The organism is Streptomyces sp. NRRL F-5650, from assembly GCF_000721365.1.
GTDB lineage: Bacteria > Actinomycetota > Actinomycetes > Streptomycetales > Streptomycetaceae > Streptomyces > Streptomyces ardesiacus.
On record NZ_JOGV01000059.1, the window covers coordinates 1 to 25,033 of the forward strand.

Consider the following 25,033-nt stretch of genomic DNA (forward strand, 5'->3'; position numbering starts at 1 on the left):
CCGCTGCGCCCACCCGTGCCGCCCCAGCGGCACGACTGCCCGCAGCTAGGGGGCGACGGCCGGCAGTCGCGTACGGCGCGAAGGGGTCGTGTCGGGGGGGGTCCGCCCGCAGCGGTTGGCGCGTCCGCGCCGGGGAAGATTTGTGGCCGACCGATTCCGCGCCGTTCCGAGGACGGACACCCCCCGGCGCGGCCCCGACCCACAACGCACCCCACCGCGCTACGCGCACCCCCACCAAATCCGCACAGGCGCCGCAGGCACCCCGCACCCCCACCGAACCCGCACAGGCGCCGCAGGCATCCCGCAACCCCGTCAAAGCCAGCCCGCGAACTCCAGCAACAGCTCCGCGTCCTGCTCCCGCCCCACCCGCCGGGCCCGCACCCCCGACTCCACCGCCCGGAACAGCGTCCAGCCACGCAGCCGTTCCTGATCGACCTCCAGCGACTCCGCGAGGCGCTTGATCCGCCGCCGAGTCGTCGACGCCCCCGACGGCTGCGCGATCAGGTCCTCCACCCGGTCCCGCACCAGCCGCGCCAGATCGAACGCGCTCTCCCCGACCACCGGATCGGGCCCCACCGCCAGCCACGGCATCCGATCCCCGGCGAGCACCTTGCTCTGCCGGAACGTCCCGTGCAGCAGCATCCGCTCCGGCGGCTCGGCCAACAGCTCCGCACGCACCGCCAGCGCAGCGTCGACCAGCGGCGCCACCTGGGCGTCGGCAGCCGCCCCCGCCCGCATCGCGTCGGCCTGCCGCCCGGTCCGCTCGGCCACCGTCTCGAAGGCGTGGGAGGCAGGCGGCTCCACCCACAGCCGCCGCAACGTCCCCGCCGCCTCGAGCAACGCCTTCGCCTCCGGCAACGACCGCACCGACACGTCCGGATGCAGTCTCTCCAGCAGCAGCACCCCCGCCGCCCCGGCCCCTTCCTCGCGCACCTGCACGGCACCCAGCCCACCCCAGTGCACGAGCGCGGCCCGCTCACTCTCCGGACGCGCCCGCCCCGGGGCGAGCTTCAGCACCGCGGGGGAGCCCTCGGTCGTCCGCACCAGCACCACCAGGCTGCTGCGCCCGCCGGGCACCTGCACCCGCTCCACGGTCAGCCCCCGCACCGCCACGGCCCGCTCCACCGCCTCGGGCAGCTTCGCCAACCAGTCGTCACCGTCCGGTGCCGTCTCGCCGAGCGCCCTGACCAAACGCCGCGGCGGTTCGAAAGCCATGCGCGAGCCGTTCCCTTCCCGTACGGAATGCCGTACGCGTTACGCAGTAGGTGAAGCCGTCGCCGTGTCGGCGGCACCGGAAGCGGCCCCCCGTCCGGAGGGCGTGCCGGCCCGCTCGGCGAGCCCAGGGAAGGCTACGCTCCCGCCCCGCCAGCGCGCCGCACGGACCGCGGCCTCACGCAGCGCACCGGCCGCCGTGGACCGCCCGGCACCCTCGGCCGCCCGCACCAGGTCGGAGTAGACCCCGGCCACCCGGTCCTCCAACTCGGCCGCCAGCCGCACGGCCGCCGCCGAGTCCGGCACCGAGAAGGGGAGCGCGTACCCCGCCGCCGCGGCGACCGGCTCACCGCCCAGTCCCCGCACCTCGCGTGCCAGCGCGTCCCGCCGGGCCCGGTGCGCGTCGTACGCCGCCCGCGCCTCGGTGCGCCGGTCGTCGCCGATCCGCCCGCCGACGACGCCGTAGCCGTACACCGCCGCGTGCTCCGCCGCAAGGGCCGCCTGGAGGGCGTCCAGCCGCCCGTTCTCCGCCTTGCTCACCCGTCACCCTCCGTCAGCAGAAACACGTGCGCCGCGCCGGCCGCGGCGACCGATGCCAGCAGCCGGGCCGACTCGCCCGGCACGTCGAGCAGTGCCCCGGCCCGCCGGTCGGCCAGCTTCCGCTCGGCGTCGGCGAGCAGGGCCAGAGCCCCCTTCTCGTCCGCCGGCACCGCGGCGGAGTCACGGGCAGCGGGCCCGGCGGCACGCGCGGAGGCCGACGGCGCACCGGAAGGCGATCCCGAGGGCGCGGCCGAGGACGACGCGGCCCGCCCGCCACCGAACACCTCCGCGTGCCGTACGACTTCCTCCCGCAGCGGCGCCAGCCGTGCCGCCAGCCCGGGATGGGCCGCGATCACCGCCGCGTACCGTTCGGCCAGCACCTCGCTGTCCCGGGCCGCACGCGCGCGTACCCGGTCGGCGGCCGACGGACCGTTGCCGGGGCCGTCGGAGTCCGGCCCGCCGGTGCAGCCGACGAGCAGGGCGGCCCCGGCCCCGGCGGCCGACGCGAGCAGGCTCCTTCTGCGCGGCCCGCGGGGCGGGTACGGCGATGCGGAAAGCGACACGGCAGACGTCCTCGACAGGCTCGTACGGGAAGCGGCGGCAGAACGACGGGCGACGACGGAAGATCCGCAGTGCGGCCTGGTGGCCTGCGGCCCGCCCGTGATCACGGTACCCGTGCCCCGCCCGAGCACCACTCACCGGCGCCACGCGCGCACCCCCGCTCCATAAGCCCTGCTTCCCCCGAACCCCGCCGCACCGGGGTGGACGGCAACACCCCCGGCGACCGGATACCCTTTGACCAGACACGCGCACCGTCCCACAACAGCACACGCGGCCGAGGAGTCACCCGGATGAGCACCACCCAGAGCGAGAGGCTGCGAGAGCTGCTGGAGCCGCTCGTCGCCTCCCAGGGACTGGACCTCGAAGAGCTCGCGGTCGACTCGGTCGGCCGCAGGCGTGTGCTGCGCGTGGTCGTCGACTCCGACACCGGAGCGGACCTGGACCGGATCGCCGATGTGAGCCGCGCGCTCTCGGCGAAGCTCGACGAGAGCGACGCGATGGGCGAGGGGGAGTACACCCTGGAGGTCGGCACCCCCGGCGCGGAGCGCGCGCTCACCCAGCACCGCCACTACGTGCGCGCCACCGACCGCCTGGTCCGCTTCCAGCTCCACGAGGGCGGCGAGCTGGTCGCCCGGATCCTCGCCGTGGACGAGGAGGGGCTCGACCTCGAGGTACCGGGCGTCAAGGGCCGCAAGGCCACCACCCGCAGGCTGTCCTTCGGCGACATCGACAAGGCACGCGTCCAGGTCGAGTTCAACCGCAAGGACGACAGCACGGCGGACACCAAGAACAACACCAAGAACAACAACAAGAACAACAACACGAAAGAGGAGGAGGCGTAGCCGTGGACATCGACATGAGCGCCCTGCGGGGCTTGGTACGGGAGAAGGAGATCTCCTTCGACCTGCTGGTCGAAGCGATCGAGTCGGCCCTCCTCATCGCCTACCACCGCACCGAGGGAAGCCGCCGGCACGCGCGCGTGGAGCTCGACCGGAACACCGGACACGTGACCGTGTGGGCGAAGGAGGACCCCGACGACCTCGAGGAGGGCCAGGCGGCCCGCGAGTTCGACGACACCCCCTCCGACTTCGGCCGCATCGCCGCCACCACCGCCAAGCAGGTCATCCTGCAGCGGCTGCGCGACGCCGAGGACGACGCGACGCTCGGCGAGTACGCCGGCCGTGAGGGCGACATCGTCACGGGCGTGGTCCAACAGGGCCGCGACCCGAAGAACGTGCTGGTCGACATCGGCAAGCTGGAGGCCATCCTGCCGGTGCAGGAGCAGGTGCCGGGCGAGGAGTACCCCCACGGGACGCGCCTGCGCTCCTACGTCGTCCGTGTGGCCAAGGGCGTGCGCGGCCCGTCCGTGACGCTTTCGCGCACGCACCCCAACCTGGTGAAGAAGCTCTTCGCCCTGGAGGTGCCGGAGATCGCCGACGGCTCCGTCGAGATCTCCGCGATCGCCCGCGAGGCCGGCCACCGCACCAAGATCGCCGTACGTTCCACCCGCTCCGGCCTGAACGCCAAGGGCGCCTGCATCGGCCCCATGGGCGGCCGGGTGCGCAACGTCATGGGCGAGCTGAACGGCGAGAAGATCGACATCGTCGACTGGTCGGACGACCCGGCCGAGATGGTGGCGAACGCGCTCTCCCCGGCCCGCGTCTCCAAGGTGGAGGTCGTGGACCTGGCGGCCCGTTCCGCGCGCGTGATCGTGCCCGACTACCAGCTTTCCCTGGCCATCGGCAAGGAAGGCCAGAACGCCCGCCTCGCGGCCCGGCTGACGGGCTGGCGGATCGACATCCGCCCGGACACCGAGCAGCCCGACGACCAGCCGGCGGAGTAGGCGCGGGGGCAGACCCCGGAGCAGCCGCGGGAATAGATCCAAGCCGCACGCCGCTGACATCACGACAGCTTTGCGTGCGGCACGTGTTCGATTCTTGCCCCGGAGGGGTGAGGTCGGTCCGGGGAGGTAGACTTAGAAGTGTCTGGCCGGACACGTACCCGAGCATGCCCCGAGCGCACCTGCGTGGGGTGCCGGGAGCGAGCGGTCAAGAGCGAGCTGCTGCGCACCGTCGCGGTCGAGGGTCAATGCGCCCCCGATCCACGCGGTACGCTGCCCGGCCGGGGTGCGTACGTCCACCCCGTGCCGGTCTGTGTCGACCAGGCAGTGCGCCGCAAGGCGTTCCCGCGGGCGCTCCGCGTCCCGGGTCCGCTCGACGTAAAGGCGTTGCGCCACTACGTCGAGCAGGCACAAGGTTGCGACAGGGCTGCCGACGGCAGCATGTGAGCAACGTGGTAAGGAAGACGGTGCCGCGCGGAACCCCGCGCGGCCTGGTACCTCGCGAGTCGAAAGCAGGTCGAGATTGCGATGAGCACTCGATGAGTACGCGATGAGTACGCCCATGAACTAGCGACGGTCCGGACGCAACCCGGACCTCAGAGGAGCGAAGTGGCTAAGGTCCGGGTCTACGAACTCGCCAAGGAGTTCGGTGTCGAGAGCAAGGTCGTCATGGCCAAGCTCCAGGAACTCGGTGAATTCGTCCGTTCGGCGTCTTCGACGATCGAAGCGCCCGTAGTACGCAAGCTGACAGACGCCTTCCAGCAGGGTGGCGGCAACGGCCGGGCAGCCGGTCGTCCCGCGGCCCCGAAGAAGGCTGCCCCCAGGCCGTCGGCGCCCTCCCCGGCGCAGGCGGCCCGTCCGGCTGCGCCCCGTCCGGGTCCGGCGGCTCCCAAGCCCCCGGCCGCCCAGCAGCCCGCGGCGCCGTCCGCCCCGACGCCGGGCCCGCGCCCGACGCCGGGTCCCAAGCCCGCGCCCGCGCCGCGTCCGGCCCCGGCCGCGCCGGAGTTCACCGCTCCGCCGGCGGCCCCGGCCGCTTCGTCCCCGGCTCCGGCCGGCCCGAAGCCCGGTGGTGCGCGTCCCGGCGCTCCCAAGCCCGGCGGCGCCCGTCCGTCCGGTCCGGGTCAGGACCGCGGTCAGCAGGGCGGCCAGGGCCGTCCCGGCGGCCAGCGTCCCGCCGCCCCGGGCCAGCGCCCCGGCGGCCGTCCCGGCGGTCCGCGTCCGGGCAACAACCCCTTCACCTCCGGCGGCAACGCCGGCATGGCGCGCCCGCAGGCGCCCCGTCCGCAGGGCGGTCCCCGTCCGGGCGGCCCCGGCGCCCCCGGCGGCGGTCCGCGTCCGCAGGGCCCCGGCGGCCAGGGCGGCGGTCCCCGTCCCCAGGCTCCGGGCGGCAACCGCCCGACGCCGGGCTCGATGCCGCGCCCGCAGGGCGGCCAGGGCGGTCCCCGTCCCGGCGGCCCGCGTCCGAACCCCGGCATGATGCCGCAGCGTCCGGCTGCCGGCCCGCGTCCCGGCCCCGGTGGCGGCGGTCGCGGTCCCGGTGGGGCCGGTCGTCCCGGCGGCGGCGGTCGTCCGGGCGGCGGCGGCTTCGCCGGCCGTCCCGGTGGCGGCGGCGGTCGTCCCGGTGGTGGCGGCGGCGGTTTCGCCGGCCGTCCCGGCGGTGGCTTCGGCGGCGGCGGTGGCCGTCCCGGCTTCGGCGGCCGTCCCGGCGGTCCCGGTGGCCGCGGTGGCACGCAGGGCGCCTTCGGCCGTCCCGGCGGTCCCGCGCGTCGCGGTCGCAAGTCGAAGCGGCAGAGGCGCCAGGAGTACGAGGCCATGCAGGCCCCGTCGGTCGGCGGCGTGATGCTGCCTCGCGGCAACGGCGAGACCATTCGCCTGTCGCGCGGTGCGTCGCTCACCGACTTCGCGGAGAAGATCAACGCCAACCCGGCGTCGCTCGTCGCGGTCATGATGAACCTCGGCGAGATGGTCACCGCGACCCAGTCCGTCTCCGACGAGACGCTCCAGCTCCTCGCCGACGAGATGAACTACACGGTTCAGATCGTCAGCCCGGAGGAGGAGGACCGCGAGCTGCTCGAGTCCTTCGACCTGGAGTTCGGCGAGGACGAGGGCTCCGAGGAGGACCTGGTCGTCCGTCCGCCGGTGGTCACCGTCATGGGTCACGTCGACCACGGAAAGACCCGACTGCTCGACGCCATCCGCAAGACGAACGTCATCGCGGGCGAGGCCGGCGGCATCACCCAGCACATCGGTGCCTACCAGGTGGCGACCGAGGTCAACGACGAAGAGCGCAAGATCACCTTCATCGACACCCCGGGTCACGAGGCGTTCACCGCCATGCGTGCCCGTGGTGCCCGGTCGACCGACATCGCGATCCTGGTCGTCGCGGCCAACGACGGCGTCATGCCGCAGACGGTCGAGGCGCTCAACCACGCCAAGGCGGCCGAGGTCCCGATCGTCGTCGCGGTCAACAAGATCGACGTCGAGGGCGCCGACCCGACCAAGGTGCGCGGTCAGCTGACCGAGTACGGCCTGGTGGCCGAGGAGTACGGCGGCGACACCATGTTCGTCGACATCTCCGCCAAGCAGGGTCTGCACATCGACTCCCTGCTGGAGGCCGTGGTCCTCACCGCGGACGCCTCGCTCGACCTGCGGGCCAACCCGAACCAGGACGCGCAGGGCATCTCCATCGAGTCCCGTCTCGACCGCGGCCGCGGTGCCGTCGCGACGGTCCTCGTGCAGCGGGGCACCCTGCGGGTCGGCGACACGATGGTGGTGGGCGACGCCTACGGCCGCGTCCGCGCCATGCTCGACGACAACGGCAACAACGTCGCCGAGGCGGGCCCGTCCACGCCGGTCCAGGTGCTGGGTCTGACCAATGTGCCGGGCGCCGGTGACAACTTCATCGTGGTCGAGGAGGACCGTACGGCCCGCCAGATCGCGGAGAAGCGCGCCGCCCGCGAGCGCAACGCCGCGTTCGCCAAGCGCACGCGCCGCGTGTCGCTGGAGGACCTGGACAAGGTGCTCAAGGCCGGCGAGGTCCAGCAGCTCAACCTCATCATCAAGGGTGACGCTTCTGGTTCCGTCGAGGCCCTCGAGTCCTCCCTGCTCCAGCTTGACGTCGGCGAAGAGGTCGACATCCGCGTCCTGCACCGCGGTGTCGGTGCGGTCACGGAGTCCGACATCGACCTGGCGATGGGCTCCGACGCCATCGTGATCGGCTTCAACGTGCGCGCCGCCGGGCGTGCCGCGCAGATGGCCGAGCGCGAGGGTGTGGACGTCCGGTACTACTCGGTCATCTACCAGGCGATCGAGGAGATCGAGGCGGCCCTCAAGGGCATGCTCAAGCCGGAGTACGAAGAGGTCGAGCTGGGCACGGCGGAGATCCGCGAGGTCTTCCGCTCCTCCAAGCTGGGCAACATCGCGGGTGTTCTCATCCGCTCCGGCGAGGTCAAGCGCAACACCAAGGCGCGCCTCCTGCGCGATGGCAAGGTCATCGCGGAGAACCTCAACATCGAGGGTCTGCGTCGCTTCAAGGACGACGTCACCGAGATCCGCGAAGGCTTCGAGGGCGGTATCAACCTCGGAAACTTCAACGACATCAAGGTCGACGACGTCATCGCGACGTACGAGATGCGCGAGAAGCCGCGGGTGTAAGCACCGCGACTTCCGGGAGTGACCGGTCCGGGGCCGGTCGGCGGAGCACAATATCCGTCGATCGGCCCCGGCCGTTCGTTGTACGGTTCAGATGATCCCGCCCGTTCGCGGCGGGGCCATCGATCCCGGACCGGCGGGTGAACCGGTTGCACATGTATGTGGGGACGCTGTCCTTCGACCTCCTCCTCGGCGACGTACATTCGCTGAAGGAGAAGCGCTCCGTCGTCCGTCCGATCGTCGCCGAACTCCAGCGGAAGTACGCGGTGAGCGCGGCGGAGGTGGAGCACATGAACCTCCACCGCCGGGCGGTCGTCGGCCTGGCCCTGGTGTCCGGCGACGCGGGCCACCTCAGCGACGTACTCGACCGGTGCGAACGGCTGGTGGCCGGACGCCCCGAGGTGGAACTGCTGTCGGTGCGACGGCGCTTCCACGGCGACGACGACTGACCGGATCGGGCAGAAGGCCGGATCGGGCAAGAGAAGAAAGAACGGGAGACGGACCAGTGGCCGACAACGCGCGGGCGAAAAGGCTGGCGGACCTCATCCGAGAGGTGGTGGCCCAGAAGCTGCAGCGCGGGATCAAGGACCCGCGGCTCGGCTCGCACGTCACCATCACGGACACCCGGGTCACCGGTGACCTTCGGGAGGCGACCGTCTTCTACACGGTCTACGGGGACGACGAGGAGCGCAAGGCCGCCTCGGCGGGCCTGGAGAGCGCCAAGGGCATCCTGCGCTCCGAGGTCGGCAAGGCGGCGGGCGTGAAGTTCACGCCGACCCTGACCTTCGTCATGGACGCCCTGCCGGACACCGCCCGCAACATTGAGGACCTCCTCGACAAGGCGCGGCAGTCCGACGAGAAGGTGCGCGAGGCGTCCGCGGGCGCCACGTACGCGGGGGAGGCGGACCCGTACCGCAAGCCGGGTGAGGACGAGACCGAGGCCGACGAGACGGACGACACCGCTAAATGACCGAGAAGCACACCACGCCCGACGGCCTTGTCATCGTCGACAAGCCGTCGGGCTTCACTTCGCACGACGTCGTCGCCAAGATGCGGGGCATCGCCCGCACCCGGCGCGTCGGGCACGCCGGCACGCTCGACCCGATGGCGACGGGCGTCCTGGTCCTCGGGGTGGAGCGGGCGACCAAGCTCCTCGGGCACCTCGCCCTCACCGAGAAGGAGTACCTGGGCACCATCAGGCTCGGGCAGACGACGCTCACCGACGACGCCGAGGGCGAGATCACGGGGTCGCGGGACGCCTCGAAGGTCACCCGGGAGGCGATCGACGCCGGTGTCGCCAAGCTCAGCGGCGACATCATGCAGGTGCCGTCCAAGGTCAGCGCCATCAAGATCAAGGGTGTCCGCTCCTACAAGCGGGCGCGCGAGGGCGAGGACTTCGAGATCCCCGCCCGCCCCGTCACCGTCTCCTCCTTCGCGGTGTACGACGTCCGGGACGCCGTCGCCGAGGACGGCACCCCGGTGCTCGACCTGGTGGTCTCGGTGACCTGCTCCTCCGGCACCTACATCCGGGCCCTGGCCCGCGACCTGGGCGCCGACCTGGGCGTCGGCGGGCACCTCACGGCGCTGCGCCGCACGCGCGTGGGGCCGTACAAGCTCGAGAGCGCCCGGACGCTGGACCGGCTCCAGCAGGAGCTGACCGTCATGCCCGTCGCGGACGCGGCCGGCGCCGCCTTCCCGCGCTGGGACGTGGACGCCAGGCGGGCCCGGCTGCTCACCAACGGCGTACGGCTGGACATGCCCGAGGAGTACGCGGGCGCCGGGGCCGTGGCCGTCTTCGACCCCGAGGGACGCCTCCTCGCCCTCGTGGAGGAACACCGGGGCAAGGCGAAGAGCCTGGCCGTCTTCGGCTGAGCCCGCCCGGCGTCGGGTCCGCCCGCGGAGCGGCGATCACGGGGACTCACAGATCGCCGCTCCACGGTCCCCCCTCGGTTCCCCCACGACTTGATGTCTATCCAGCCCACCCCTCGTGTTCACCCGTCCGGGCGGGCGCTCGGAGTGAACCGGGGGAGTGGAAGGGGGCGCTTTCGCCAGGAGATCTGTCCCGCTGATCATCGCGCGCCTACGGTCGGACGCACAGCACGGGTGCGGGTGTACGGCGGGGAGGTTCGGCGATGGCGTCGAGGAACCGGTCCCGGGGGGCGACGGGCGGCACGGTGGACGAGCGGCCCGGGAGCCGTTCCGGGCAGGCGCGGGGCGAGCCCACGGTTCTCGGGGCGGACCCGGTGGGGCACGCGTCCGACGCCGCCCTGATCCGCTTCCACGACCTCGCCGGCCGCCCCCGCGGCACGGGGTTCGTCGCCGACCACCACGGCACCGTGCTCACCAGCCACGAGGCCGTCGACGGCCTGTCCCGGCTCGTCCTGAGCACCGCCGGGGACCGCCGCCGCGTCGTGGCCGCCGCCGACGTGACGCCGCTGCCCGACCTGGGCCTGGCGCTCGTCCGCGCCGGGGGCCTCGGCGTCGACCCGCTGCCCCTCACCACACGGGCCCGCGTCGAGGCCGGGACCTACGTCCGCATCGCCGCCGGCGGCTGGCGCGAGGCCCGGGTCCTGGGCACCACCGACGTCACCTACGCGGCCACCGACCGCTTCCACCTCCTCGGCGACGCCCTGGAACTCGCCGTCGGCACGTCCGGGCGGGACGCCCTGCGGCTGGGCGGCGGCGCGGCCGGCGGTCCGGTCCTGGACGTGACGACCGGCGCCGTCCTCGGCGTCCTCGGCACCGCCCTCAGCTCCGGCCACAGCGACGTCGGCTTCGCCGTGCCGCTGCACCGCGCGGCCACGGGCCCGCTGGCCGGCCTGCTCGCGGAGAACGCGGCGACGGTCCCGGCGTACGGCGCCGACCTCAACCTGGCCGGTGTGCTCGCCCTCACGGCGACATCGGTCACGGAGGGGAACCCCGCCGCCGGTCCGGGCGGTGCGTCCGGCGCCGTCGAACCGGTCGAACGCGCGGCGACGGTCCGCGAGTTCGCCGCCTTCGCCGCGAGCCCCGCCCGCGTACTCGGCCTGGTCGGCGCGCCGGGCAGCGGCCGTACGACCGAGCTGGCGGCCCTCGCCGCCCGCCGCTCCGCGGGCGTGGGGGCGGCGCCCACGCTGTGGCTGCGCGGGGCCGACCTGCACGACGACGACATGTCGCTGGCCGACGCGGCCCGCCGGACGCTGGCCAGGGCGGCCCGCATCGTGGCCGCCTCGGACCCCGCCCGACCCGACGGCCTCGGCGACGTGGCGCCGGAACGCCTCGCCCACCTGGCCCGCACCTCCGGCCGGCCCCTCCTGGTCCTCCTCGACGGCCCCGAGGAGATGCCGTCCGTGCTGGCCCACCGCCTCCCCGAGTGGACCGAGGGCACGGCCACGTGGCTCCGGGAGACCGGAGCCCGGCTGGTGGTGGCCTGCCGCGCGGAGTACTGGGAGCACGCGGGCGCGGAGTTCCCCAGGGAGCTGCTGTACGGCCCGGACGCCGCGACGCGGGGGCCGGTGCGGGCCGCCGCCGCTGTGGGCGGTCGTGCGGCGGGGGCCGCCCGCGAGGGGCGGCCACCGTGGGCGGCGGGAAGCGTGCCGGGTTCCGGGGGTCCGGTTCCGGGGGCGGAGTGGCCGGCCGGGGAGGTGTCGGGCGTCCGGGGGACTCTGCCTGGGGCGGCCCGGGGCGTGGGCGGGGCGGTGGGGGACGGGACGGGTGGTGGAGCGTCGGTCCCCGGGGTGAGCGGCCGGGAGGCGCATCCGCCGCGTGCCGGCGGCGGGGCGGGAGCGGAGCCGGTGCCCGGCACGTCCGCCGGACTCCCGCCCTGCGTCCGCCTGCGCGACCTCCGCGGCGACGAGGCCCGCGAGGCACGCGCACGGTACGGCGTACCGGACGGCGTCCTGGCCGAACCCGACGCCGGGCACCCCCTCACCCTCCGCCTGCTCGCGGAGGTCCGCGCCGCCCTCCCCGGGGACCCGGCCCCGGTGCCCGTCACCCGGGACGAGGTCTTCGCGGCGTACCTGGACCTGATGTGCCTGCGCGTCGCCACCCGCCTGGCCGGGGAGAACGGCCTGCACGGCACGCCCGTGCGACGGCTCGCGGCGAAGGTCTCCGGGCAGGTCCACGAGGCGGCGCGGCGCAGCCTCGGTCCCGGACAGGGCGGACTGGACCGGGACACCTTCGAGGCGCTGTTCCCGTGGGGTCCGGCCCCGGCCCGGCTGGGCGGCGGCACCGGCTGGGCGCCGGCCGTGCTCGCCGAGGGCCTCTTCGTCCCCGCGGGCCGCGGCTACCGCTTCGCCCACGAGGAGCTGGCCGACTGGATCCAGGGAACCCACCTCGACCTGGACGAGGCCCTGCGTGCCCTCGTCCACCGCCGCGACACCCCGCACGGCACCCGCACCCTCCCGGTCCCGCACCACCGCATCGGCTCCGTCGTCGAGGCGCTCCTGCTCCTCGCCCGTCAGCACGGAGTCCCCCAACTCTCCCTGACGCTCGAGGAGCTGGTGCACGCCCTCGACCTCGACCCGCACTCCTGGTGGGCCGCACGGCTGCTCGCCGATGTGCTCACCCGCCTGCCCGACGCGACGCCGTACACGGAGGTACTGCGGCTCCTGGCCGACACCCTCGCCGAACGGCGGGGGGAGGCGCCCCAGGTCTTCGGGCCCGGGTTCTGGACGGCGGTGCGCGTGCCGGAGACCATCCGCCTGGACCTGCTGCGCCGCCTGGTCCTCGCCGACGGCCCCCCGCACGAGCCGGGGCCGCGCCACCTCGACACCGTGGCCGGTCTGCTCACCGCGGACCCCGCGGCCGTACAACCGCTGCTCGTGCGGTGGTTCGACGACGAGCGGCCGCTGCCCGCCACCCCGCACGCCACCGTCGCGACGGCCGCGCAGGCGCTGCTGCACACCCACCGCCACCGCGGCCTGGACGGTCTCACCGAAGTCCTCGTCGACAGCGCGCACCGGCGCGCCGACGAACTGCTCGCCGTCCTCGCCGAGGAGGAACCGTCGGCGCTGTGCCGCGCGGTGGAGCGGTGGGCGCGCGACGAGCGCCCGGCACGGCAGGCCGCGGCGGTCACCCACGGCCTGCGCACCGCCCCGCACGCACGCACCGCCGCCGACCGCACCCTGCTCCGCCACGCCGCGCTGGTCCTGCTCGCCGGCCCCTCCGGCAGCCCACTGCGGGGCGGCGCGCTCGCCCTGCTCGTCCAGGACCCGGGCTGCCGCGACCGCCACCTGCCCAGAGCCCTCGACCACTTCGCCGCCTGCGACCCCCACCTCCCGCCGAGCGCGGTGGCCACCGCCCTGCCGACCCACCCCGAACCCGTCCTGGAGGCCTTCCGGGCCCGCCTGCTCGGCCCGGACGCCGGAGAGGCGCTGCGCAGCCTCGCCGACGCCACCACGCCCGCGCTGGCGCACCCGGTGGCCGACCTCGTGGGGCGGGCCGTGCGGGAGCGCCCCGAGACCGCCGGGCACCTGGCCGCCTACGTCGACCGGCGCCTCGACCGGGACCCCGCGCCCCACGCCGTGCTCCTCCCGCTGGTCACCCGCCTCCTGGACGCCGGTCCCGAGCCGGCGCGGGCCGCGCTCGCCGCCGTCCTCGCCACCGACGGGAGCACGGCCGGTGCCCCGCAGCGCCGCGCACTGCGGGAGCACCTGTTCGCCCACGAGCACGAGCCCGCCGTCCTGGACGCCCTGCTGCACGCCGCCGCCCGGTGCGCCGGGGACGAACTGCGGGCCCTCGTCCACCGGACCGGGCTGCTCCTCGTACGCACCTCCGACGGCGCCACCCGCTTCGACCGCGGACTGGTCGACCTGGCCCGCCACCTCCCGGGCTTCGCCACCCGTCTGACCGGCTGGCTCGCCGACGCGCCCGAGGACTGGGCCGCCCTGGTGGGCCCGAGCACCCGCCGCACGATCGAGCAGTTGGCGGGCGTCCGCGTCCCCGCCTGACCCGGCCGCGCGCGGCGCCGGGTGCACCCGGTCACAGCGCCGATGCCGATGAGGGCCGGAGCCGGAGGGCATGGCACCCTTAGACCTGCGTAAGGGTCACCACGGAAACCATGGAAACCACGGAAGCACCGAGGAGCGGACACAGTGCAGCGCTGGCGTGGCTTGGAGGACATCCCCGAGGACTGGGGACGCAGCGTCGTCACCATCGGCTCCTACGACGGTGTCCACCGCGGGCACCAGCTCATCATCAGCCACGCCGTGGACCGCGCCCGTGCGCTGGGCGTGCCCGCCGTCGTCGTCACCTTCGACCCGCACCCCAGCGAGGTCGTCCGCCCCGGCAGCCACCCGCCGCTGCTCGCCCCGCACCACCGCCGGGCCGAACTGATGGCGGAGCTGGGCGTGGACGCGGTGCTGATCCTGCCGTTCACCAAGGAGTTCTCGAAGCTCTCCGCAGCCGACTTCGTGGTCAAGGTGCTGGTCGACCGGCTGCGCGCCAAGGCGGTCGTCGAGGGCCCCAACTTCCGCTTCGGCCACAAGGCCGCCGGCAACGTGGACTTCCTCGTCGACCAGGGCAAGGTCTACGACTTCGAGGTCGAGGTCGTCGACCTGTACGTCACCGGCGAGGCGGGCGGCGGCGAGCCGTTCTCCTCCACCCTGACCCGCCGCCTGGTCGCCGACGGCGACGTGGCGGGCGCCGCCGAGATCCTGGGCCGTCCGCACCGCGTGGAGGGCGTGGTCGTGCGCGGCGCCCAGCGCGGCCGGGAGATGGGCTTCCCGACGGCCAACGTCGAGACCCTCCCGCACACCGCGATCCCGGCCGACGGCGTCTACGCCGGCTGGCTGCACGCGCAGGGCGAGGCGATGCCGGCCGCGATCTCCGTCGGTACCAACCCGCAGTTCGAGGGCACCGAGCGCACGGTCGAGGCGTACGCCATCGACCGCGTGGACCTCGACCTGTACGGGCTGCACGTCGCCGTCGACTTCGTGGCCTTCGTGCGCGGGCAGGCGAAGTTCGAGACGCTGGACGCGCTGCTGGCGCAGATGGCCGAGGACGTCGACCGGTGCCGTGAGATCACCGCGGCGGACGCCGCCGGGTCCTGACGGCGCCCGTCGCCCCCGGAATCAGCCCGGCCGGCCGGCCGCGGGCCGCCGCGCCCGTGCCCAGTGGCAGGCGACCTGGGCTCCGTCGCCGCCGTGCGGGATCCCCGGCTCCTCGTTCCGGCAGGCGTCCGCGACCCCGGCCCGGTCGGCCTCGCCGCCCGCCAGCACCGGGCAGCGGACGTGGAAACGACAGCCGCCGGGGATGTACGACGGGTCCGGGGGCTCGCCGGTGAGCACCACCGGGGTGCCGGGCGCCTCCGGGAGCACGGACAGCAGGGCCCGCGTGTAGGGGTGACGCGGGGCCGTCAGCACCTGCTCCACAGCGCCGGTCTCGACGATCCGGCCGAGGTACATCACCGCGACCCGGTCGGCGATGTTCCAGGCCAGCCCCAGGTCGTGGGTCACGACCAGGGCGGCCAGACCCAGCTCGGAGCGCAGCCGCAGCAGCAGCGCCAGGATCTCGCCGCGCACCGACGCGTCCAGCGAGGCCACCGGTTCGTCGGCGACGAGGAGTTCCGGGCGCAGCACCAGGGCGCCCGCGATGACGACCCGCTGGCGTTGGCCGCCCGACAGCTCGTGCGGGTAGCGCAGGAGGAAGCGCTCCGGCGGCCGCAGTCCGGCGCGCGCCAGCGCCTCGGTGACCGCCGTCCGCTCGTCCCCGGCGTGGCCGTGGATGCGCAGGCCCTCGGCGACGATGTCGTACACCGTGTGCCGCGGGTTCAGCGAGCCGCTCGGGTCCTGGAGGACGAGCTGGGCCCGCCTGCGGAACGCCTTGAGCGCCCGGGCGGAGTGGGCGAGGGGCGCCCCGTCGAAGGCGACGCGGCCCCCGGTCGGCGTGACGAGGCCGAGCAGCGCACGGGCGAGGGTCGTCTTCCCGCAGCCCGACTCGCCGACCAGCGCGACGATCTCACCGCGCCCGATGTCCAGGTCGACCCCGTCCACGGCCCGCGCGTCGGCCGCCCCGCGCCGTCCGGGGAACGTGACGTGCAGGCCCTGGGCGCTCAGCAACGGGGCGGTGGTGCCGGAGGTGCCGGTGTGCGTGCCGCTTCTGCCGCTCCTGGCGCTGCTCATGGGGTACTGCTCCTCACTCCGTCGCCCTGCGCGGACGCGCCGTCGCCCGACCGGTCACCGGCGGCCCTCGGTTCGGCACCGGCCCGCTCCTCGGCCGACCCGGTCCCCCGGTCCTCCGCGGCTTCGCCGGGCGCCCCGTCGTCCACGGCGGTGCCGTTCAGGGCAGGCCGGCGGCCGCCGGGGACGGCGTCGGGGTCGGTCTGGGTATTGGGGTCGGTCTGGGTGTTGGGGTCGGTCTGGGTGTTGCTGGGGGTCCGGGCGTTCGGGCCGGTCTGGCTCTCGCCGGGTGTCCTGGCCTCGGGGACGGTCCGGGTCTCGCCAGGAGTTCCGGCCTCGGGGTCGGTCCGGTCGATGGCGGTGGTGTGCCGGTCCGGCCTGCCCTTGGCAGCCGCCTCGGCTGCGGCAACGGTTTCGTCCGCGCCTCCGTTTCCCGCGCCTCCGTTCCCCGCGTCTCTGCCTCCGGCGTTCCTGCTTCCCGCGTCTCCGTTTCCCGCGTCTCTGCTTCCGGCGTCTCCGCCTCCCGCGTTCCGGCCTGCCCCGTCCCCGTCGTCGGCCGCACGTGCGTCGGCCACAGCGCCGTCTGCGGTGTCGGCGGCGGTCTCGGCCCAGCCGTCGCCGCCGGCGGCCTCCGCGCCCGCGTCCGCCGCCCCCTTCACGGCGGCCGCCGCGCCGCCCGCCGCCCCCACGTGCACGCACGCCACCCGGTGCCGTGGGCCCGTGTGCCGCAACGGCTGGTCCTCCGTGGCGCAGAGGTCCAGCACGACCGGGCAGCGCGGGTGGAACGCGCACCCGGGCGGGAGCGCCGACGGGTCGGGAGGGTCGCCCGGCAGGCCGCGCGGGGCGAACCGGGAGGCCGGGTCGCCGATCCTGGGGAAGGCCTCCGACAGGGCCCGGCCGTAGGGGGCCGGGCGTCGTCGTAGACCTGTCGGGCCGGGCCCTCCTCGACCACGCGGCCCGCGTACATCACCGCGAGCCGGTCGCAGGTGTCGGCCAGTACCGCGAGGTCGTGGCTGATCATGATCAGGCCGACGTCCTGCGCGCCCACCAGGCCCTCGATCAGCCGCAGGATCTGCGCCTGGATCATCACGTCGAGCGCCGTGGTCGGCTCGTCGGCGACGATCAGACGCGGGTCGCAGGCCAGCGCCATCGCGATCATCACCCGCTGCCGCTGACCGCCGGACAGTTCGTGCGGGTAGGCCCGCGCCCGCGCGCCCGGCAGCCCCACCTGCTCCAGCAGTTCCCCGGCCCTCCTGCGCGCAGCGGCCGCCGTGGCCCTGCCGTGCAGCAGGATCGGCTCGGCGATCTGGTCACCGACGCGGTGGACGGCGTTCAGCGAGTGCATCGCGCCCTGGAAGACGATCGACGCCCCCGCCCACCGCACCGCCCGCAGGCGGCCCCACTTCATCGCGAGCACGTCCTCGCCGTCCAGCAGGATCCGCCCGCCGACCCGCGCCCCGGGCGGCAGCAGCCGCAGCAGCGCCAGGGCCAGTGTGGACTTGCCGCAGCCGGACTCGCCCGCGACGCCCAGCTTCTCGCCCGCCTCCAGCACCAGGTCGACCCCGCGGACGGCAGCCGCACCGCCGGGATACGTCACCTCCAGGCCCCGCACCTCGAGCAGACTCAACGGGACACCCCCAGCCGGGGATTGAGCACGGCCTCCATCGCACGCCCGCACAGGGTGAACGCCAGTGCCACCACCGCGATCCCGATGCCCGGCGGCACCAGGTACCACCAGTCGCCGGCACTCACCGAGCCCGCCTCCCGCGCGTCCTGCAGCAGCCCGCCCCAGGACACCACCGCCGGGTCCCCGAGCCCGAGGAAGGCCAGGGTCGCCTCGGCCAGGATCGCCGAGGAGATGATCAGCGTGGTCTGCGCCAGGATCAGCGGCATGACGTTGGGCAGCACGTGCCGCGACATGATGTGCCAGTGCCCGCCCCCGAGCGCCTTCGCCCGCTCGATGTACGGCCGGGACTCCACCGCCAGCGTCTGCGCCCGCACCAGGCGTGCCGTCGTGGGCCACGTGGTCACGCCGATCGCGAGCACGATCGTGCCGAGCGACCGGGACAGCACCGTCGCCAGCACGATCGCGAGCACCAGCGTCGGCATCACCAGGAACCAGTCCGTGATCCGCATCAGCACCGTGGCGTACCAGCCGCGGAAGTGCCCGGCCGTGATGCCGATGAGCGCGCCGATCAGCACCGACAGCGCCGCCGCCAGCAGCCCGACGAGCAGCGAGACCCGCGAGCCCCACACCAGCAGGCCCAGCAGATCCCGCCCGAACTGGTCGGTACCCAGCGGGAACCGGCCGCTCGGGCTCTCCAACGGCTGCCCGGGCGCGTCGGTCACGCTGTCCACGTCCGACCCGACGGTCAGCGGCGCGGTGAGCGCCACCAGCACGAACAGCACCAGCGCGGCCAGCCCGAACACCCCCGCGCGATGCTTGCGGTACTCCTTCCAGAAGCGCGCCGCGGAGGCGCGGCGCCGCCGCCGGGCGAGGGCACGCGGACCCGGCCCACCCGGCTTCACTGAAGGTTCGGCGGTCTCGGCGGTCATCGGCCCACCCTCGGATCGAGCATCGGATACACCAGGTCGGCCAGCGTGTTCATGAGGATCACCGCGGCGGCGAAGACGAAGAACAACCCCTGCACCAACGGGAGATCGGGCACGCTCAGCGCCTGGTAGAACAGCCCGCCGAGGCCCGGCCAGGAGAAGACCGTCTCGACGAGGACGACCCCCGCCACCGTCCGCCCGAGATTCACGAAGACCAGCGTCACCGTCGGCAGCAGCGCGTTGGGCACCGCGTGCCGGCGCCGGACCAGGTCGTCCCTGAGCCCCTTGGCCCGCGCGGTGGTCAGGTAGTCGGCGCCCATCTCGTCCAGCAGCGCCGACCGGGTGACCAGCAGCGTCTGCCCGTACTCCACGGCGACCAGCGTCACCACCGGCAGGACGAGATGGTGCGCCACGTCCAGCACATGGGCCAGGCCCTCCTCCCGGCCCGACTCCATCCCGCCGGTCGGGAACAGGCCCGGGACCGGATCCACGCCCACCGACAGCACGATGATGAGCAGCAGCCCCAGCCAGAAGGAGGGAATGGAGTAAAGGGTCAGCGCCAGTCCGGTGTGGAAACGGTCGCCGAGTCCGCCGTGCCGCCACGCCGAACGGGTGCCGAGGAAGGCACCCAGCGCGGTGTACAGCACGAAGGCGGTGCCGGTCAGCAGCAGGGTGTTCGGCAGCGCTTCGGTGATTTTGTCGACGACGGGCGCGTGGAACTGGTACGACGTGCCGAGATCCCCGCTCAGCGCTTTGCCGCAGTAGTCCGTGAACTGCTGCCACAACGGCAGATCGAGCCCGAACTCTTCCCGGTAGGTGGCGAGTTGCTCGGCGGAAACCGGGCGGCCACCGGTCATGAACCTCACCGGGTCGCCGGGTATCAGCCGGAAGAGGAAGAAGCTCGTGACCAGGACGGCGAACAGGGAGACGGCCGCGCCCGCCAGCTTGCCCGCCAGGTACCTCGGGTACCCGCTGCGGGAGCGGCCCCGCGGTGCGCCGGCCGGCCGCCTGCCCACGGCCGTGACACTCGCGGGGCCGGCCGCGCTACTCACGGTCGTCAGCCGTGGCACGGCGGCGGACGGCGAAGAGCACGCCGAGTCCGACGAGGACGACGACCCCTGCGGCGATCCCGATCACGGTCCCGGCCGACGACGAACTCCCCGAGGAGTCACCGGAGTCGGCGGGCACCGCCGACCACCAGCTCCAGTAGCCGTCCTGCCCGTAGATGTTGCCCGCGCCGGACGGCATCGTCGTGATCGACGCGATCTGGTCCGTGCGGTAGGCCTCGACGGCGTTCGGGTAGGCCATCACGTTCATGTACCCGGTGTCGTACAGCCGGGACTGCAGCCGCTTGACGATCTCCGCGCGCTTGCCGGGGTCGTACTCGGCCAACTGCTGCGCGTACAGCTCGTCGTACTCCTTGTCGCAGATGAAGTTGTCGGTGCCGCCGGTGTCCTTCGGTGTCGCCGGGAGCGCGTCGCAGGTGTGGATGGAGAGCGCGAAGTCGGGGTCGGGGTTGACGGACCAGCCGTCGAAGGCGAGGTCGTACTCGCCGGCCAGCCACGGGTCGGTCACGTTGTCCAGGCAGTCGAGGGTGACCGAGATGCCCAGCTCACCCCACCACTCCTGGAGGTACTTGCCGACCGCCTTGTCGTTCGGGTCGGTGGCGTGGCACAGGACGCGGTAGTCCAGCGGCTTGCCGTCCTTGCCGAGACGCTTGCCGTCGGCGTTCTTGCGGTATCCCGCCTCGTCGAGCAGCCTGGCGGCCGCCGCCGGGTCGTGGGCCAGCTTCTGCCCGGCCGACGGCTCGAAGAAGTACGAGGAGAAGCGCGGCGGGACGTAACCCGCCCCCTCGACCGCATGGCCCCGGAAGACCTTCTCCACGATCGCCTCGCGGTCCACCGCCATGAACAGCGCGTGGCGCACCCGCTGGTCCAGCAGGGACGGGTCGCCGTCACCGAACTTCGTGCCGTCCTTCGCCCGCGCGCCCGGATTGGTGGCGAGGGCGTAGAAGCGGCGGCCGGGGGCGTCGTTGACGCGGATGTTCTCCTGGCCCTGGAGCGAGTCGGCCTGGGCCGGTGTCAGCGACGGCGACCCGGCGACGAAGGAGACCTCGCCCTTGCGCAGGGCGGCGACGGCGGCGTCCTGGTCCTTGTAGTACCGGAAGACCAGCTCGTCGAACTTCGGCGCGCCCCGCCAGAAGTCCTTGTTGGCCTTCAGCCGCACATAGCTGTCCGGCTTGTAGTCGGTGAGCACGAACGGCCCGTTGCCGACGACCGGGAAGTCCTTGTCGTTGTTGAACTCCGAGAAGTCGTCGACCTTCTCCCACACGTGCTTGGGCACGATCGGCACGTCCAGCGCCGTCATCGTGGCCTGCGGCTTCTTCAGCCGGATCACCAGCCGGGTCGGGCTGGGTGCGGTGACCTCCGCGAAGTTGCCGACGAAGCTTCCGTTGGCGGTGGCGGCGCCCTGGTCGGTCATCATCTTGTTGAACGTCCACGCCGCGTCCTCGGCGGTGGCCTGCTCGCCGTCCGACCACTTGGAGTCGGAGCGGATCGTGTACGTCCAGGTCAGCTTGTCCGGCGAGGACTTCCACTCGGTGGCGAGCCCGGGTATGACGTGGTTGTCCTTGGCGTCGTAGTTGGTCAGGTACTCGTAGGTCAACCGGTGGATGCTCGTGCTGAGCAGCCGCACGGCCAGGAAGGGGCTGAGCGAGTCCACGCTCTGCGCCACCGCGACGGTGAGCACCTTGTCGCCCCCGTCGCCCTCCTTCGTGGGGGCCGCCGATGCCGCCGAAGGGGCGACAGCACCGGACGCGAGGAGCAGCGCGCCGGCGCCTGCTGCCGCGAGGAGGCGGGTTCTCCGGAGCCGGTGGCCGGTCCGTCCGTTGTCGTGCCGATCCGTTGTGTTCATGGCTGCCTGACCTCGCGTCATCGCACACGCAGACGCCGGGCGTCTGCGTGCGGGCGGGCTCGAACGGTGGTGAACGCGGAACGAAGTGTGTGTCTACCAGCGGCAGTCTGCGCGCGTCAACGGGGTGTCAAACCCCATGTGGCCTGCGGGAACGCCGAGTTGGCCAAGCTGTGACCCTCATTGGCGCAGACCACTGGCGCCTCCCTGGTGAGAGGGTGACGGCAGGGACGGCCGTTGTCGTTCGCACACGCTCGAAGGCCCGCGCCGTCGGGGACGGTGCGGGCCTTCGGAGGTGGACGGAGCTACTGCTGCGGCGGGGGAGGGGGCGCCTGCCCGGGCTGCCCCGGCTGTCCCTGCTGCGGGTATCCGTAACCGGGCGGCTGGGGATAGGGCTGCTGACCGTAACCGGGCTGCGGCGGGTACGGCTGCCCCGGCTGCGGCCCCGGCTGCGGCTGCTGTTGTGGCGGGTACGGCTGTCCCGGCATCTGCTGGCCCGGCGCCGGCTGTCCGGGCATGGGCTGGCCCGGCATCTGCTGGCCCGGCATGGGCGGGGCCGCGACCGGGGGCGGGTTGCCGTCGGACGTCCACAGACCGTGCGACTGCTGGTGGCGGACGAAGTCCTCGGCGACCATCGCCGCGAGGTTGAAGTACGCCTCCCGCACCTTCGGCCGCATCATGTCGAGGTCGACCTCGGCACCGGCGGCCAGGTGCTCGTCGAACGGCACCACGACCACACCCCGGCACCGGGTCTGGAAGTGCCCGACGATGTCCTCCACCTTGATCATCTTGCCGGTCTCGCGAACCCCCGAGATGACGGTGAGGGAGCGGGAGACGAGGTCGGCGTACCCGTGCGCCGACAGCCAGTCCAGCGTCGTACTGGCGCTGCTCGCACCGTCCACGGACGGGGTGGAGATGATGATGAGCTGGTCGGCGAGGTCGAGCACGCCGCGCATGGCGCTGTAGAGGAGACCGGTGCCCGAGTCGGTGAGGATGATCGGGTACTGCTGCCCGAGCACGTCGATCGCGCGCCGGTAGTCCTCGTCGTTGAAGGTCGTCGACACGGCCGGGTCGACGTCGTTGGCGATGATCTCCAGACCGGACGGGGCCTGCGAGGTGAACCGCCTGATGTCCATGTACGAGTTGAGGTACGGGATCGCCTGGACGAGGTCACGGATCGTGGCCCCCGTCTCCCGGCGCACGCGGCGGCCGAGCGTACCGGCGTCCGGGTTGGCGTCGATCGCGAGGATCTTGTCCTGCCGCTCGGTGGCGAGCGTGGAACCCAGCGCGGTCGTCGTGGTCGTCTTGCCGACACCGCCCTTGAGGCTGATCACGGCGATGCGGTAGCAGGACAGCACCGGGGTGCGGATCAGGTCCAGCTTGCGCTGCCGTTCGGCCTCCTCCTTCTTCCCTCCCAGCTTGAACCGCGAACCGCCGGCCGCCGGACGGCTGCTCTTCGCCTTCTGCCGCTTGTTGTTGAGCAGCCGGTCGGAGGACAGCTCCACGGCCGCCGTGTAACCGAGCGGCGCGGCCCCCGGGTTGGTGGGCTGCCGCTGGTCGTGCTGCATGGGCTGCGGCCAGGCGGCACCGACCCGGGGATCGGCGGGCTGCGGCTGCGGTGCCTGGGGCTGGTGGGGCTGGTGGGGCTGGGGCGGGTACTCCGGCTGCTGGCCGGGCTGCTGTGCCGGCTGGTGGGCCGGGGACGCTTGGGGAGCAGCCTGGTGCGCATCGGGTGCCTGTCCCGGCTGACCCGGCTGTCCCGGCTGCCCGGGCTGGGCCGGAGGAGCTTGCTGCGGCTGCTGTGGCTGTTGCGTCGGCTGGGGCTGCTGTGGCACGCCCGGGTACGGCTGTTGCGGTGCCGGTCCGTGCGGCGCCTGCGGGAAGCCGTACCCGCCGGGCTGGGCGGGGGAGTGCGGCTGGGCCGGGGGCTGTGGCTGCGGCTGCTGGGCGCCGGGCTGGGGGAAGCCGTAACCGGTCCCCGGGGCCGGTGGAGCGGACGCCGCGGCCGGCTGGTTCCACGCGGCGGGCGCGGGCTGCGGCGCCTGCGGCTGGAAGGGGGGCTGCTGGACCGGGACCGCCGGCTGCTCGGGAACGGCGGGGGCGGGCTGCGGCTGCGCGGGCCACTGCTGGGCCGGCGCGGGCGCGACCGGCGGGTAGGACGGAGGCAGCGGCGGCACCCCGCCCGGTGTCGGCGCCGGGGGCGGGGCGTCCTGCGGAACGGCGTCCTGAGGCCCGCTGTCGGCCGACGGCGCGGTGCCGGGGGGTACCGCATCCTCGGGATCCTCGGGCTCGTCCTTCGCCGGAAGGCTGTCCCCGGGCCCGGTGGCCGACCCGGGGCCGGGCTCGCGGTCTGGGCCGGGCTCGGGTACGACGGTCAGCGCGACCGGTTCAGGCTCAGGCTCCGGTTCGGCGCCCTGGCCCGGCCCGTCGAGGCGGGGGTCGTCCACGTCGCCGTCGCGGACACCGGAAACCTCGTCGTCGGCGGCGGCGTCGTCGGAGACCTCCTCGGAAACGGCGCCGGTGTCGGTGTCGCCTCCCTCGGCGGACACCGGACCGTCGGTGCTCTTGGCGGACACCGGGCCGTCGGTGCTCTTGGCAGACACCGGACCGTCGGTGCTCTCGGCCTCGGGCGCGTCCTCGGCCGGCTCGGACACGGCGCCCGGAGCGTCGTCGGCGGCGCCGGAACCGGCGGCCCGCTCCTCCTCGGCGGCGTCCTCCGTGGCAGCCCGGCCGGCGATCTCGCGCTTGAGGGCGACCGCGGAGAAGCGCATGGTGGCGCCGCTTTCGAGGTCGCCGTTGTCGAAGTCCTCCGAACCCCCCGAACCCTCCGGACCCTCCGAGCCGGTCTCGGGCTCGTCAACCGCCTTGGGGTCCTCGGCCGACGACGGCGGAGCGGGAGCCTGGAGCTGGAACCCACCGGCCGGAAACGCCGGCAGGGCCGTGGGAGAGGCGAGGTCCGCGGCAGGCGCCGGGTCGGTCTCCGGCTCGGGCTCCGGCGTCCGATCGTGCGGCCCGGGCTCCGGCTCGGCTTCGGGCCCGGGCGGCTGCGGCGCGGGGGTCTGGGGCGCGGGGGTCTGCGGCTGCGGCTCGAAACCGCTCCCCACCGGCAGCCTGGGCACCCCGGCCGGGCCGGCGCTCGGCGGCGCGGGCGGCGTGAACGGCGCACCCGGCCCCGGCGGCGGAGGCGGTGTGAAGGGGGCGCCCGGAGCGGGAGCCGGTGGCGGCGGCGTGAACGGCGCCCCCGGAGCGGGAGCCGGAGCGGAGGAGGCCCCGTGGGGCGTCGCGTGCGGCGGCGGAGTCAAGCCGGGCAACGGCGGAACGGGGCCACGAGGAGCAGCCGGAGCAGCCGGTGCCGTCGGCCCGGACGGGGAGGAGTTGGCAGTCGAACCCGAAGACGACCCGGAAGACGACCCGGCGCCCTCCTCGCCCTCCCCCTCTTCCTGCGCACTGCCGCCGGACGCGTTCTGCGTGTACCAGGCGGGCGGCGCGTAGTCGATGGTGAACTCGCCGGTCGTCTCGACGGAGGACTCCGCGTCGGGCTGGTCATCGCCGGGTGAAGCCCAGCCCCCGCGGATCCCGTCCCGGTCGCTGCTCACAGTTCCTCCTGGTGTGGTCGAGCACCCTCAAGCCGTGCTGGGGCGACCCTTGCTCGTCGTCCGAAGTTGTC

The 25,033-nt window shown here is 74.0% G+C and carries 17 protein-coding genes and 1 pseudogene; 9 read left to right on the plus strand and 9 right to left on the minus strand.

Annotation, left to right across the window (positions count from 1 at the left end; genetic code table 11):
* Positions 1–312 precede the first annotated feature (312 nt).
* The 3 genes from IG88_RS0134115 to IG88_RS0134125 are packed head-to-tail and all read right to left on the minus strand — an operon-like array spanning position 313 to position 2,315.
* Complete coding sequence (locus IG88_RS0134115; protein WP_031049685.1) at positions 313–1,215, minus strand: aminoglycoside phosphotransferase family protein; 903 nt, start codon at positions 1,213–1,215, stop codon at positions 313–315.
* Between the two features lie 39 nt (positions 1,216–1,254).
* Positions 1,255–1,752 carry a ferritin-like domain-containing protein gene (locus tag IG88_RS0134120; protein ID WP_031049687.1) on the minus strand — a complete coding sequence of 166 codons (498 nt, stop codon included), beginning with the start codon at positions 1,750–1,752 and terminating at the stop codon, positions 1,255–1,257.
* Positions 1,749–2,315 carry a hypothetical protein gene (locus IG88_RS0134125; RefSeq protein ID WP_031049690.1) on the minus strand — a complete coding sequence of 189 codons (567 nt, stop codon included), beginning with the start codon at positions 2,313–2,315 and terminating at the stop codon, positions 1,749–1,751. Before IG88_RS0134125 ends, IG88_RS0134120 begins: the two co-directional genes overlap by 4 nt.
* A 288-nt stretch (positions 2,316–2,603) precedes the next feature.
* On the opposite strand from IG88_RS0134125, the gene rimP reads away from it, so the two are divergent.
* The 9 genes from rimP (at position 2,604) to IG88_RS0134165 (ending at position 14,835) form a co-directional block, all read left to right on the plus strand.
* Positions 2,604–3,155 (plus strand): ribosome maturation factor RimP, encoded by a 552-nt coding sequence (rimP, locus tag IG88_RS0134130; RefSeq protein ID WP_031049692.1) that lies wholly within the window; start codon positions 2,604–2,606, stop codon positions 3,153–3,155.
* 2 nt (positions 3,156–3,157) lie between these two features.
* Positions 3,158–4,156 carry a transcription termination factor NusA gene (gene nusA, locus IG88_RS0134135; RefSeq protein ID WP_031049696.1) on the plus strand — a complete coding sequence of 333 codons (999 nt, stop codon included), beginning with the start codon at positions 3,158–3,160 and terminating at the stop codon, positions 4,154–4,156.
* Between the two features lie 138 nt (positions 4,157–4,294).
* Positions 4,295–4,600: a YlxR family protein gene (locus IG88_RS39445; protein ID WP_037837311.1), complete on the plus strand. Its 306-nt coding sequence runs from the start codon at positions 4,295–4,297 to the stop codon at positions 4,598–4,600.
* Between the two features lie 162 nt (positions 4,601–4,762).
* Positions 4,763–7,807, plus strand: coding sequence for a translation initiation factor IF-2 (gene infB, locus IG88_RS0134140; protein ID WP_030404966.1), 3,045 nt, complete (start codon positions 4,763–4,765; stop codon positions 7,805–7,807).
* 152 nt (positions 7,808–7,959) lie between these two features.
* Complete coding sequence (locus IG88_RS0134145; protein WP_003973319.1) at positions 7,960–8,253, plus strand: DUF503 domain-containing protein; 294 nt, start codon at positions 7,960–7,962, stop codon at positions 8,251–8,253.
* A gap of 56 nt (positions 8,254–8,309) precedes the next feature.
* The gene (gene rbfA / locus IG88_RS0134150) at positions 8,310–8,774 is read left to right on the plus strand and encodes a 30S ribosome-binding factor RbfA (RefSeq protein WP_031049699.1); all 465 of its coding nucleotides are present in this window, start codon (positions 8,310–8,312) and stop codon (positions 8,772–8,774) included.
* Positions 8,771–9,676 carry a tRNA pseudouridine(55) synthase TruB gene (gene truB / locus IG88_RS0134155; protein WP_031049701.1) on the plus strand — a complete coding sequence of 302 codons (906 nt, stop codon included), beginning with the start codon at positions 8,771–8,773 and terminating at the stop codon, positions 9,674–9,676. The genes rbfA and truB overlap by 4 nt, the downstream gene beginning before the upstream one ends.
* Positions 9,677–9,936: 260 nt before the next feature.
* Positions 9,937–13,734 carry a trypsin-like peptidase domain-containing protein gene (locus IG88_RS0134160; RefSeq protein ID WP_031049704.1) on the plus strand — a complete coding sequence of 1,266 codons (3,798 nt, stop codon included), beginning with the start codon at positions 9,937–9,939 and terminating at the stop codon, positions 13,732–13,734.
* 144 nt (positions 13,735–13,878) lie between these two features.
* The gene (locus IG88_RS0134165; RefSeq protein ID WP_031049707.1) at positions 13,879–14,835 is read left to right on the plus strand and encodes a bifunctional riboflavin kinase/FAD synthetase; all 957 of its coding nucleotides are present in this window, start codon (positions 13,879–13,881) and stop codon (positions 14,833–14,835) included.
* Between the two features lie 21 nt (positions 14,836–14,856).
* Here IG88_RS0134165 and IG88_RS0134170 read toward each other — a convergent pair whose 3' ends face one another.
* From IG88_RS0134170 to IG88_RS0134195, 6 genes and pseudogenes are all read right to left on the minus strand, one after another.
* Positions 14,857–15,906, minus strand: coding sequence for an oligopeptide/dipeptide ABC transporter ATP-binding protein (locus tag IG88_RS0134170; protein WP_051852179.1), 1,050 nt, complete (start codon positions 15,904–15,906; stop codon positions 14,857–14,859).
* Between the two features lie 644 nt (positions 15,907–16,550).
* Positions 16,551–17,530, minus strand: a pseudogene (locus tag IG88_RS39450) (ABC transporter ATP-binding protein); the annotation flags it as partial.
* A complete protein-coding gene (locus IG88_RS0134180; protein WP_031049713.1) occupies positions 17,527–18,459 on the minus strand; it encodes an ABC transporter permease in 933 nt (310 codons plus the stop codon). The gene IG88_RS0134180 and the pseudogene IG88_RS39450, both read right to left, overlap by 4 nt.
* Positions 18,456–19,517, minus strand: coding sequence for an ABC transporter permease (locus IG88_RS0134185; protein ID WP_078861690.1), 1,062 nt, complete (start codon positions 19,515–19,517; stop codon positions 18,456–18,458). The genes IG88_RS0134180 and IG88_RS0134185 overlap by 4 nt, the downstream gene beginning before the upstream one ends.
* Positions 19,501–21,369, minus strand: a complete 1,869-nt coding sequence (locus IG88_RS0134190; protein ID WP_031049718.1) for an ABC transporter substrate-binding protein — start codon at positions 21,367–21,369, stop codon at positions 19,501–19,503. Before IG88_RS0134190 ends, IG88_RS0134185 begins: the two co-directional genes overlap by 17 nt.
* A 302-nt stretch (positions 21,370–21,671) precedes the next feature.
* Positions 21,672–24,962 (minus strand): SCO5717 family growth-regulating ATPase, encoded by a 3,291-nt coding sequence (locus IG88_RS0134195; RefSeq protein ID WP_037837314.1) that lies wholly within the window; start codon positions 24,960–24,962, stop codon positions 21,672–21,674.
* Between the last annotated feature and the right edge of the window lie 71 nt (positions 24,963–25,033).

What these genes read in the sequence shown, in the direction of transcription:
- IG88_RS0134145 (WP_003973319.1), top strand. Translation starts at nt 7,960, where the DNA reads ATGTATGTGGGGACGCTGTCCTTCGACCTCCTCCTCGGCGACGTACAT.
- IG88_RS0134170 (WP_051852179.1), bottom strand. Translation starts at nt 15,906, where the DNA reads ATGAGCAGCGCCAGGAGCGGCAGAAGCGGCACGCACACCGGCACCTCC.
- rimP (WP_031049692.1), top strand. Translation starts at nt 2,604, where the DNA reads ATGAGCACCACCCAGAGCGAGAGGCTGCGAGAGCTGCTGGAGCCGCTC.
- IG88_RS0134115 (WP_031049685.1), bottom strand. Translation starts at nt 1,215, where the DNA reads ATGGCTTTCGAACCGCCGCGGCGTTTGGTCAGGGCGCTCGGCGAGACG.
- IG88_RS0134180 (WP_031049713.1), bottom strand. Translation starts at nt 18,459, where the DNA reads ATGACCGCCGAGACCGCCGAACCTTCAGTGAAGCCGGGTGGGCCGGGT.
- IG88_RS0134190 (WP_031049718.1), bottom strand. Translation starts at nt 21,369, where the DNA reads ATGAACACAACGGATCGGCACGACAACGGACGGACCGGCCACCGGCTC.
- IG88_RS0134160 (WP_031049704.1), top strand. Translation starts at nt 9,937, where the DNA reads ATGGCGTCGAGGAACCGGTCCCGGGGGGCGACGGGCGGCACGGTGGAC.
- truB (WP_031049701.1), top strand. Translation starts at nt 8,771, where the DNA reads ATGACCGAGAAGCACACCACGCCCGACGGCCTTGTCATCGTCGACAAG.